Source organism: Guyparkeria sp., assembly GCF_046545975.1.
In the GTDB taxonomy this organism is placed as follows: domain Bacteria; phylum Pseudomonadota; class Gammaproteobacteria; order Halothiobacillales; family Halothiobacillaceae; genus Guyparkeria.
Genome location: NZ_JBKGYT010000057.1, coordinates 1 through 11,127, shown reverse-complemented (window position 1 = coordinate 11,127; position 11,127 = coordinate 1). Strand labels below are relative to the sequence as shown.

General features: G+C 67.0%; 10 protein-coding genes. 3 read left to right on the top strand and 7 right to left on the bottom strand.

Annotated elements, in window-relative coordinates; translation table 11 throughout:
- A partial coding sequence (locus ACLFMY_RS06525) for an alanine/glycine:cation symporter family protein (RefSeq protein ID WP_410763798.1) occupies positions 1 to 983 on the bottom strand: 983 nt, incomplete at its 3' end.
- Between the two features lie 187 nt (positions 984 to 1,170).
- Between ACLFMY_RS06525 and ACLFMY_RS06520 the strand changes: the two genes are divergently transcribed.
- From ACLFMY_RS06520 to ACLFMY_RS06510, 3 genes are all read left to right on the top strand, one after another.
- Positions 1,171 to 3,567: a Lon protease family protein gene (locus ACLFMY_RS06520; protein ID WP_410763797.1), complete on the top strand. Its 2,397-nt coding sequence runs from the start codon at positions 1,171 to 1,173 to the stop codon at positions 3,565 to 3,567.
- On the top strand, positions 3,542 to 4,390 hold the full coding sequence (locus ACLFMY_RS06515; protein ID WP_410763796.1) for a universal stress protein: 849 nt from the start codon (positions 3,542 to 3,544) through the stop codon (positions 4,388 to 4,390). The genes ACLFMY_RS06520 and ACLFMY_RS06515 overlap by 26 nt, the downstream gene beginning before the upstream one ends.
- Positions 4,391 to 4,547: 157 nt before the next feature.
- Positions 4,548 to 5,453: a Tim44 domain-containing protein gene (locus ACLFMY_RS06510; RefSeq protein WP_410763795.1), complete on the top strand. Its 906-nt coding sequence runs from the start codon at positions 4,548 to 4,550 to the stop codon at positions 5,451 to 5,453.
- 105 nt (positions 5,454 to 5,558) lie between these two features.
- Here the strand turns inward: ACLFMY_RS06510 and ACLFMY_RS06505 are convergent, their stop codons facing one another.
- The 6 genes from ACLFMY_RS06505 to ACLFMY_RS06480 form a co-directional block, all read right to left on the bottom strand.
- Positions 5,559 to 5,897 carry a DUF2173 family protein gene (locus ACLFMY_RS06505; RefSeq protein ID WP_410763794.1) on the bottom strand — a complete coding sequence of 113 codons (339 nt, stop codon included), beginning with the start codon at positions 5,895 to 5,897 and terminating at the stop codon, positions 5,559 to 5,561.
- 10 nt (positions 5,898 to 5,907) lie between these two features.
- Entirely contained in the window at positions 5,908 to 6,246 is a 339-nt protein-coding gene (locus ACLFMY_RS06500) for a DUF2173 family protein (RefSeq protein ID WP_410763793.1), read from the bottom strand.
- A 42-nt stretch (positions 6,247 to 6,288) separates the two neighbouring features.
- On the bottom strand, positions 6,289 to 6,675 hold the full coding sequence (locus tag ACLFMY_RS06495) for a DUF2173 family protein (protein ID WP_410763792.1): 387 nt from the start codon (positions 6,673 to 6,675) through the stop codon (positions 6,289 to 6,291).
- Positions 6,676 to 6,789: 114 nt separating this feature from the next.
- Positions 6,790 to 8,802: a CocE/NonD family hydrolase gene (locus tag ACLFMY_RS06490; protein WP_410763799.1), complete on the bottom strand. Its 2,013-nt coding sequence runs from the start codon at positions 8,800 to 8,802 to the stop codon at positions 6,790 to 6,792.
- A gap of 38 nt (positions 8,803 to 8,840) precedes the next feature.
- Positions 8,841 to 10,178 carry an acetyl-CoA carboxylase biotin carboxylase subunit family protein gene (locus ACLFMY_RS06485; RefSeq protein WP_410763791.1) on the bottom strand — a complete coding sequence of 446 codons (1,338 nt, stop codon included), beginning with the start codon at positions 10,176 to 10,178 and terminating at the stop codon, positions 8,841 to 8,843.
- 165 nt (positions 10,179 to 10,343) lie between these two features.
- Positions 10,344 to 11,066: a DUF72 domain-containing protein gene (locus ACLFMY_RS06480; protein ID WP_410763790.1), complete on the bottom strand. Its 723-nt coding sequence runs from the start codon at positions 11,064 to 11,066 to the stop codon at positions 10,344 to 10,346.
- Positions 11,067 to 11,127: the final 61 nt, after the last annotated feature.

Here is an 11,127-nt window from a genome sequence, read left to right as displayed (position 1 = left end):
CCGGAGAGCACGATCACCAGCGCGGTCATGGTGCAGACGATGATGGTGTCGATGAAGGTGCCGAGCATGGCGATGGTGCCCTGGCGGACCGGGTCGCTGGTCCGGGCCGCGGCGTGGGCGATCGGCGCGGAACCCAGACCCGCCTCGTTGGAGAAGATGCCGCGGGCCACGCCGAAGCGGATGGCCGCCCAGACCGCCGCGCCGGCGAAGCCGCCGGTGGCCGCGGTGCCGGTGAAGGCGTCACTGACGATCTGCGCGAGTGCCGCCGGCACGTCCGCGATGTTCATCAGGATGATCACCAGCGCGAAACCGACGTAGAGGATGGCCATCGACGGCACCAGGTACTCGGCCAGGTGCGCGATCCGGCGGATGCCGCCGATGATCACCACGAACACCAGCGCGGCCAGCACCAGCCCGGTCGCCCAGTCGGGAATGGCGAGGTTGGAGTCGAGCACGTCGGCGACCGAGTTGGCCTGCACGGTGTTGCCGATGCCGAAGGCGGCGATCATGGCGAACAGGGCGAAGGCCGCGCCCAGCCATTTCCACTTCGCGCCCATGCCGTTCTTGATGTAGTACATCGGCCCGCCCACGAAGCGCCCGCGCTCGTCGACCTCGCGGTAGCGCACCGCCAGTACCGCTTCCGAGTACTTGGTCGCCATGCCCACCAGCGCGGTCAGCCACATCCAGAAGATCGCGCCGGGACCGCCCAGGGCGATGGCGGTGGCCACCCCGGCGATGTTGCCGGTGCCGATGGTCGCCGAGAGCGCCGTGGCCAATGCCTGGAAGGGCGTGATGTCGCCACGATCGTCCTTGCCGACGTGTCGCCCGCGGAACAGCTGGCGAAAGCCGTAGCCGATCCGGCGGATCGGCATGCCCCGCAGCCCCGCGGTGAGGTAGAGACCGGTGCCAAGCAGCAGGGCCAGCATCACCGGTCCCCAGACAAACCCGCTGATGCTGCCGAGGAGTTCCTTCAGTGCGTCCATCGTCGTTTCCCTGTTTCTTCCTGATGAATTCGATGCCTGGGAAAGCCTACCCGGTTTTCGGCGGTACGTGCCACAGGGAAGTGTCCGCAGCGGTTCCCGGCAACGTCGCCCTCGCCGGGCGGGCGAGCCACGGCGTGCTAGTCTCCAAGGAGCACGGAAATGCACACTGCCAGCCAGAGAGGAACCCATGTCGGAGCCGTCCCCGCTTGACGAGAAAGCCCTGTTCCAGCCTTGCGATCTCGAACGGTTGACCTTCGAGACGACCGCCGAACTCGAGCCGCCGGCCGCGGTGCCGGGACAGGAACGCGCGCTCGACGCGCTCGAGTTCGGCACCGAGATCGAGGACGGCGGCTTCAATCTCTTCGCCCTGGGTGCGGTCGGCACCGGCAAGTACGCCGTGGTCCGCGACTTCCTCGAGCGGCGCGCCCGGCGGGACGACCCGCCGTCGAGCTGGGCCTACGTCTATAACTTCGAGAACCCCGACCAGCCGCGCCTGCTGCGCCTGCCGCCCGCGGCCGGGCGCGCGCTGCAGGAAGACCTGGAGAGCCTCGTCAACGAGTTCCGCACCGCCATTCCGGCCGTGTTCGAGAGCGACGAGTACCACAACCGCGTCCAGGAACTGCGCGAGATATTCAAGCGTCGCCAGCAGGAGGCCATCGCCGAGGTCAGCAAGGAGGCGGAGGAGAAGAACGTCGCGATGGTGAGCACCCCGAACGGCTTCACCCTCGGCCCCTATCGCGACGGCAAGATCCTGGATCCCGAGGAGTTCCACAAGCTGCCGGAAGAAGAACAGAAGGCCTGGCAGGAGGCGATCAACGAACTCGAGGAAAAGCTCAAGCAGACCCTGCAGCAGATCCCCAAGTGGCAGAAGGAAGCCCGGGAGAAGCTGCAGGAACTCAACGAGGAGATGCTGCGGGTGGCCGTCGGTCAGCAACTGCAGGCCCTCGAGGAAACCTGGAACCACCTGCCCGACGTGATCGCCTTCCTGAAGGCCATCCGCGAGGACATCATCTCGCACGTCAACGACCTGGACGAGAACGGCAGCACCGTCCCCGAGGAGATCCTCAACCAGTACCAGCTGAATCTCATCGTGGACAACGCCGACCTCGACGGCGCCCCGGTGATCTACGAGGACTTCCCCACCCACGCCCGCCTGATCGGGCGCATCGAGCACTACTTCCGGGAAGGCGCCCTGCTCACCGACTTCCGGCTGATCCGCTCCGGGGCCCTGCACCGGGCCAACGGCGGCTACCTGATCATCCACGCCCGCCAGGTGCTGATGCAGCCGTTCGCCTGGGAGACGCTCAAGCGGGCGATCTACGGCAAGCAGGTGCGCATCGAGTCGCTCGAGCAGATGTACGCCGTGTTCACCACCATCACGCTCGAACCCGACCCGATGCCGCTGGACGTGAAGATCGTGCTGATCGGCGACCGGCTGCTGTACTACCTGCTGTCGGAATACGATCCCGACTTCGCCAAGCTGTTCAAGGTGCAGGCGGACTTCGAGGACAACCTCGACCGGACGGCGGAACACGAGCTGGACTACGCCCGCACGCTGGCGGCCATCGCCCGGCGGGACGGCCTGCTGCCGCTGGACCGCGAGGGCGTGGCACGCACGATCGAGCATGCCAGCCGCCGGGCCGGGGACCAGGAAAAGCTCGACGCCGGCACCCGCCCGCTGGCCGACCTGCTCGCCGAGGCCAGCCACCTGGCGAGCAAGACCCACGCCGACTCGATCTCGGGGCCGCACGTCGAGGAAGCCATCCGCCGCCAGGAGGGGCGCGCCGAGCGGCTGCGCGAACGCGCCGTCGAGGCGATCCTGCGCGAGACCATCCGCCTGCCCACCAGCGGCGAGACGGTCGGCGCCGTGAACGGACTGGCCGTCACGCAGCTGGGCGACTTCCGCTTCGGCCTGCCCACGCGCATCACCGCCACGGCCCGGCCCGGGCGTGGCCAGGTGGTGGACATCGAGCGCGAGGCGAAGCTCGGCGGCAACATACACAGCAAGGCGGTGATGATCCTGTCGCGCTATCTGGGCAGCCGCTACGCACCGGACGGCGAGCTCTCGCTGTCGGCCAGCCTCGCCTTCGAGCAGCTCTACGGCACGGTCGAGGGCGACAGCGCCTCGGTGGCCGAGCTGTGCGCCCTGGTCTCGGCCATCGCCCGGGTGCCCATCCGCCAGTCGCTGGCCGTCACCGGCTCGGTGAACCAGCTGGGCGAGGTCCAGGCCATCGGCGGGGTCAACGAGAAGATCGAGGGCTTCTTCCGCATCTGCCGCGAGCGGGGTCTCGACGGCAAACAGGGCGTGCTGGTCCCGCGCAGCAATCTGCCCCACCTGATGCTCGACCAGGAGGTCCGCAGCGCGGTGGCCGGCGGGCGCTTTCACGTCTACGCGGTCGACCACGTGGACGAGGCCCTGTCGCTGCTGACCGGCCGGGCCGCCGGCGAGGCGGATTCCGACGGCCGCTACCCGGACGGCAGCGTCAACCGCGCGGTGGTCGAGCGGCTCAAGGCCTTCCACGCCGTCACCCGCCACCGGGACGACAGGAACGGACCCAATGGACCGGCTGGCAGCCATGAGTGAGCCCGGCGCCATCGTGGTGCTGCTCGATACCTCGCCGGCAAGCGAGGCGGCACTCTCCGCCGCCGCCCGCCTCGCCCATCACCGGAACCTCGAGCTGGTCGGCCTGTTCATCGAGGAACGGGACCTGCTGCATTCGGCCGCCTATCCCTTCGCCCGCGAGATCAGTGTGCTGTCCGGCACCAGCCGCCCCTTCGACAGCGAGATCCTGCGCAGCCGCCTGGACCTGCAGCGACGTCGCATCGAACGGCAACTGCAGCAGGAGGCCGGCGCGCTGTCGCTGACGTGGCGGCTGCACGTCGAGACCGGGTCCGTGCAGGAAGCGCTCGCGGGGATGGGAATCCGCGCGGAGATTCTCCTGCTCGGCAAGACGGGCTGGTCGGGAAGCCACGGGAGGCGGCTGGGGGCCTCCGCTACGCAGGTGATCTCCGGGACCGATTGCACCATCGTGCTCTGGGAGGGAACACCGTGGCCGGCACGCGGGCCGGTGCAGGCACTGATCACGGACCCGGACAGCGGCCCGGCGATCGCGCGGATGGCCGCCGTCCTCGCCGGCGTGGCCGACCGGCCGTTGCACCTGCTGTTCGCACCGGGCCTCGACCCGTCCCGGGAACCGGACGTGCTCGCCGCGCTGGGTCCGCAAGCGGCACCCGTCACGGTGGAACGCCTGGGCGTCGCCTCACCCGCAGCGCTGGCCCGTTCCCTGCGCCGACGGCCAGGAGGCGAGCTGGTGATCGGGCGGTCGGGTCCCGCCGCCCTGGGCTGCGACCTCGCCGAGCTCGTGACCCTCACGGATACCCCGGTGGTGCTGGTACCCGCCACCTGAGCCACGTCCGCCGGAGACGCGGATGGTCACCCCGCGGTCAAACCACGTTTCACCGACAGGTAACGGCGGGCGTGCTAGGATTGCCGCCGGCCCGGCGTGGACGCCCGACACGGGGTGCCCACGGCCAGCCGCGTGTTCCCCGACCGTTGGAGATCTCATGACGATCCACCCGAACCTCGCCCGCACCCTGATCGCCCTGTGCGTGACCGCCCTGCTCGCCATGACTACCGTCGGCACCGCCGAGGCCAAGCGCTTCGGTGGCGGCAAGAGCTTCGGCTACCAGGGACAGAAGAACTCGCAGACCACCAGCAACCAGCAACGGCAGGCCACCGACCAGAAGGCCAGCCGCAGCCCGGCGGCCGGCATGGGCGGCATGCTCGCCGGCCTGGCCGCGGGCGGACTGCTGGCCTGGCTGTTCATGGGCGGCGCCTTCGAGGGCATCCAGCCGATGGACCTGCTGGTGCTGGTCCTGCTGGGCGTGGGCGCGTTCCTGCTGATCCGCCACTTGCGCGGCGGCTCGCGGCGCCCTGCCCTGTCGGGCATCCCCGGGCAGGGTGGCGCGCCAACGGGCGGCAGCCAGCGGCGCGAGTCCCTGTTCCCGCAGGCCGGCACCGGGAATGACGCGCCCCGTCCGGGCTCGGTGATGGACGAATTCGGCGGCTTTTCCGGTCGGGCACAGTACCAGCCGCCGTCGTGGTTCGACGAGTCCCGCTTTCTGGGTGCCGCCCGCACGCATTTCACCAACCTGCAACTGGCCTGGGACGCGAACCGGATGGACGAGGTGCAGGAGTTCGTCACCCCGGAGTTGTTCCGCGAACTGGTGCGCGAGCGCGCCTCGATCGGTGACGCCGAGAACGTCACCGAGGTGCTCGACCTGGACGTCTCGCTGGAAGACCTGGGCGAGGACGGAGGCGATATCGTCGCGGCGGTCCGCTACACCGGGCAAATCCGCGAGGGGGCCGACGGCGCCCCGACGCCGCTCGACGAGACCTGGCTGGTCCGCCGTGACCTCGGCGACGAGAATGCCAGCTGGCTGATCGCCGGGATCCGGCAGAACGCCTGATCCCGACGGGATCACGAACAACGAGGCCCCGCCGAATCGACCCGATCCGGCGGGGCCTTTTCGATTCGAACGGGCCACTCGCCCGTTACCACGACTCGAACGAGTTCAGGTGAAGAACGATTCCTTCGCCAGCGCGCTCATGACGTCGGTGAGGTTAGCCGCGTCGTTCTTCACCACGGCGACCATGCTGTTCACACCGCAGACCGACCGTTCCGCGCCGTGGACGATCCAGCCGTTCGCCGGCGTCCACCCGGGCTCGTTGATGAACAGGGCCAGCTGGTCGGCGTGAGCGTGGGTCAGCCGCTTGAAGTCCAGGGCCAGCCGGGTCATCCGTCGGGCCTCCTCTCCCTCGAGAGCCCCGTGAACCTGCCATGGCTCACCGGTCTCCTCGCGGAAGTGGGCCACCGCCTCGACACCGTCGAGGTTCAGCAATTCCTTTAGCATGGCACCCTCCTCACTCGCCCAGGGCCTTGAAGGCGGCGTCGTAGTCGGCCTGCTCGTTCTCGAGCACGACCGCCTGTCGGTCACGCGCCACGGCGGACCAGTCGAGTCCAACGAACGTGAAGCCGTTGACGGGGTAGAAACCGGTCAGGTCGCTCATGCCTTCCCAGCCGCGCGCCTGCATGGCGGCGATGGCCATGTTGGCGATGCAGAGGTGACCGAGGAGGTCGAGCGTATCCTGATCGATGGCGGTTTCCTTCGAGATCACGGAGTCCACCAACTGGCCATCGTCGCCAAATCGGAAGGCCGCGATTGCGCCGGGCATCGAACTGAGGTTCTTGAGATCAGCCATGGTCTTTCCTCCAGGTTTCGGCAGGCCTGCACGCCGCAGGTCTCACATCAGGATGAGGTCGTCGGACGCGTCGGCAAGCCGTTCTCGCATCAACCCGAGAATCTGTGTCAGCGAGGCGCGGTCGTTGTCGTATATGCAGTAGACGTGGGACATGACGCAGATGCTGCGGTCTTCCCCGTGAACCACCCAGCCCTTGGCACGCTCGAAACCGCAGCGACTGGCTCCGGGCTGGCACACCTTGGAGAAGAGCGCGAGTATGTCCCCCTCCATTCGCACGGCGGCCATGTTCGACCTTGCCAGGGCGGTGATCAGACGGGTTTCATTGCTGGAGAGATCGCCCTTGTGGGCATAGTACTGGTCGCCCCGGTAAGCAAAATCCCCTGCCGCCAGAACGCCCGGGAGTTCCATCAGATCCGTTACAAGACTCATGATCCCTGCTCCCCGAATTGGATACCTTTCACTACTTTAATTAGCAGCGAGTCGCCGCCGGCGTGATAGCGTTTTTATGCCCTCCATAGTCCCTGTTTATTGACCCGGGGGCCGTCACAGGAGATTTCGCGGTATCCGTCGATTCCAGTTTCGGGAAAACATCCGCACGTCGCCTTCCCAGGCGTCCAGTTCGGCCCGCAGCAGGAACTCGGTCGGCGTGGACGTCAGGTGCGTGAATGTCCGAACCGTGACCCGCCAGTCGCCCCGCCGGAACTCCTTCCGGGTCGCCGTCTCCCCGGAGACCGATCCGAAGTCGTACCCCTGGCTTCGGTACCACTCGTTGATCACCGAGTGAATGGTCAGACCGAGATCCTCGATCAACCAGCGGCCGTCGTCCTTGATGACTTCCAGCTCGGAGCTGTCCGCCGCGAGATCCCGGTGCACCAGCCAGTTGTGATGTTCCGGCTCGATCATTGTCCTGTGCAGGGGCGGCGCGCCCTCGGGCATCCCGAAGTCGCACAGCCGCTCGTCGTCGAGCGTGTCCTGCCGGCTGGGGAGGAAGAGCGTGCTTTCCACCGGCTCCACGGCAAGCTCGACGGGTTCCGGCGGCGGCCAAGCCAGCGGCCAGTACGATGTGCTGATGGCCAGGCGGATGCGATGGCCGGCGGGAAACGATTGCGCCACGTGGTTCATGCGTACCCGCACGACATATCGCTTCCCCGGCTCCAGCGCCTCCGGTGCCTCGTCGCCGTTCCGGTGCGTCAGGTTCAGCAGCCCGTAGGCAACTCGGGTGGCCCTGCCGTCCGGCAGGACATCCTCCAGGCGCACGCAGACCTGGGCGACGGGTCGATCCGCCGACAGCGTCAGCTCCACCTCGGGGGCACCGAGGATGTTCAGCGGTTCGGACAGAGGATCGGAGGTGTACAGCAGTGCACCGCCATCCTCTTCACGCTGGTCATGGGGCAGGTCGGGGGCGGCGGCGTAGGAACACCACTTCCCGGCGAACAGGCCGAGCGTCAGAGGCGACTGCATGCGGTCGATCGTGGGCTGGACCCCTGCCGGGTTCTCCCCGGGCATCAGGAGGCGATGCCGGACCATCCGGAGCGGAAGGTCGCGGACATTGGAAGAGGGCCATTCCTTTTCCACCACCCAGCGCCCCGGGCGGAGCTTGTACTGGGTGGAAGGCGGCACGCTGTCCTGCATCCAGGCACGGAGCATGGGCTCCCGATCGACCCCGTTGTCCCGACCCTTGAGCCAGTGGTCGAACCAGCGGACCATCTCCTGGAGGAAGCCGATCGCCGGTCCCGGTTCGCCCATGTGCGGGTACTTGTGCCCCCAGGGACCGACCAGACCCTGCCGGGGGACGTCGAGGTGCTCGAGCAGGCGGAAAACGGCATTGGTATAGCCGTCGGTCCAGCCGCTGACCGCCAGGACCGGGCAGCGGATCGCCGCGTAATCCTCGCAGACGGAGGCCCGTTTCCAGAAGTCGTCGCGGCGCTGGTGCCGCAGCCATATGTCCAGCCAGACCCCGCTCTCGGACAGGCGATCCAGCCACATGTCCCGCCAGCACTCCCCCACGATCGCCGGGTCCGGTGGCAGACTGGTGTGTCCGAACATGGTGGTCGATTCGGAGAGATTGTCCGCCAGCAGGCAGCCGCCCATGTAGTGCATGTTGTCGGCGTAGAGATCATCGGTGGCACAGGCGGCCATGATGGCCTTCAGGGCCGGCGGCTGGCGCGCGGCGATCTGCAGGGCATTGAAGCCGCCCCATGAGATGCCGAACATTCCCACATTGCCGTCGCACCAGGTCTGTGCCGCCGCCCAGGCGATGGCCGCCACGCCGTCGTCCTGCTCCTGGTCGAGATACTGATCGCGCAGCACGCCGTCCGAATCCCCGCTGCCCCGCAAATCCACCCGCAGGCAGGCATAACCGTGACCGGCGAGATAGGGATGGTTGATCTCGTCTCGGTCGCGCGTGATGTCGCGCTTGCGGTAGGGGATGTACTCGATCAGGGCCGGTACCGGGGCGTCCTCCGCGTCCGCGGGCAGCCAGAGGCGGGCCGCCAGGCGCCCACCGTCCGGAAGGGGGATCCAGACGTTCTCGATGTGCCGGACCGGACAAGGCAACTGATCGGGGTCGACATGGTGCAATGCGGTCTGCGTGGTCACTTCTGCACTTCCTCGTCATCGGGATGAGATCGATCGGACGTGATCGGCTCGAAGCGGAACGGCAGCAGCCGTTTGGCCTCCTCGAACTTGGCGTTCAGGTCGGATACGTCGTCGCCACCGATGATGAGCTCGGCCAATACCCAACTGTAGGCATCCTGGTCGACCGTCTCGTCGAGGCGAGTGCCCTTTTCGACCTTGATCGAGACCCGCGTGTCGGGCTGAGATTTCCGCAGACGTTCGAGATCCGCCTTGCCCGGCGACGACACGCAGACGGCGTCACCGGGATCGAAGCGCCGATAGAGAAACTTGGCGGCCATGTCGTAGGGACCGCCGCCGTGCTCGAATGCCGGCTTGTCGCCGAGAGCCACGTGAATGGCCACCTCGTGATTCGACATCCCGTCGACCATCGCCATCATGCCGCTGTGGGACTGGGAGATACGCGGGTTGAACTCGATCAGGTGAAGCTCGTCGGTGTCCTGGTTCCAGAAGAACTCCACGTTGAAGCAGCCGTTGTCGTAGCCGATGGCACGCACGAATCGCTCGACGATGTCTCCCGCCCGGTCCTGCACCCGGCGCGGATGGATGGACGGATAGCGGTAGTCCTTGAAGCTCTTGTGATTCGGGGCGCGAACCATGTCGATCACGCCATGGACGGCGAAATTGCCGTTGCGTATGGATCCCTCCGGCGCCAGTTCCACTCCTTGCAGCATCGCCTCGGCGAGCATGTAATTGCCTCCGACACCACCCAGCCCCGAGGTGTCGACGCGTTCGAGCACGCGATTGAACGGCTCGCCGAAGCGGCGGATCTCCCGGCGCGCGGCGTCGATCGCCCGTTCGAAATCATGGGCGTTGTTGATGCGAAAGCCGAGCGTTGACGAGTAGCCGCAGACGGGCTTGAGCCAGAAGGGAAAATCGATGTCGACCTCGGAGAGCGGGTCGTCGGAAAAGGGATCCACGGCGCAGAACGGCGGAGTATGTTCGGGTAGGCTGCGCTGCTGTTCCAGACGGCCCCAGTACTTGTGTGCGCAACGAAGCACGGCCTCCAGCGAGGGCGACGGCAGATCGAAGGTCTTGCACAGGATCGAGGCGACCGCCGTGACCGGAAAGTCCCAGTAACCGATGATCGCGTCGACGGGACCATCGAATGCTCGCAGGGCCGCCTCTGCCTTCTCGATCATGCCGTCGACGTCACACTCGACCCGGACTTCCTCGCGTTCGAGCAGGCCGTGGAAGCGAAATCGATCCCGGTCCGGAATGGTCTCCAGGTCACGTCGATGCTCGTCGTCCAGACCGATGACAAAGACATTACGACGGCGCGCGGCATTCCCTTTCACGTAAACACCCCCGTCATGTCCCACCCGGAAAAGACCTGCATAGCCGAACCCTCGCTTCAGGTGGCTCCCGACCAAGCTTAGGCCCGGGATGGTGGGGGTTCAAACCCGATATGTGCCAGCATCGTTCGACGACAGGGCATGAGATCCATCCCCCGGGAACCCTCATCATCCCGCCAGGCACTCAATCAGCCGCTGCGCATCCCCGGGGGCCTGGGCCTCCGCGTCGTTGTCGAAGTAGCAGTGCACGTTCCGGCCTTCGCCCTCCCAGGCACTCATCAAACGCGCCCACTCTTGCAGGGCATCGTCGTCGTAGCTGCCCTGGTAGGGACCGTCCGAGCCGTGCAGGCGGAGGTAGACGAAATCCGTGGTGGTCCACCGGGGCGCGGTCTGCCGGTCGAGATCGAAGATGCACCAGGCTGCCTCGTGGTCCGCGAGCAACCGGGCGACCTCGTCGGTCCACCAGCTCTCGTCACGGAACTCGAAGGCGTAGCGGTGCCCGGCCGGCAGCGCCCGGAGGAAGTCTTCGAGGCGTTCGACGTTCACGCCCCAGCGCGGCGGGAGCTGGAAGAGCACCGGACCGAGGCGCTCGCCCAGACGTTCGATCCTGGCGAAGAACCGACGGATGCTCGCCTCCGGGTCCTTGAGCTTCTTCATGTGGGTGATGTAGCGACTGGCCTTGACCGCGAAGCGGAACGACGCCGGCACGGCGTCCCGCCAGGCATCCAGGGTGGCCTCCTCGGGGAGTCGATAGAACGTGCCGTTGATCTCCACACTGGAGAAGCGCTCGGCGTAGTAAGCCAGCCAGTCGCCCGCGGACAGCCCGGCGGGGTAGAAGCGCTCTTTCCAGTGCGGATAGTTCCAGCCCGATGTGCCGATCCGAATCGTCATGCTCTCCCCGTATCGATGATCGCCCCGAGTCCCCGCGAGAGTAGCCCAGTAACCTGGCCCG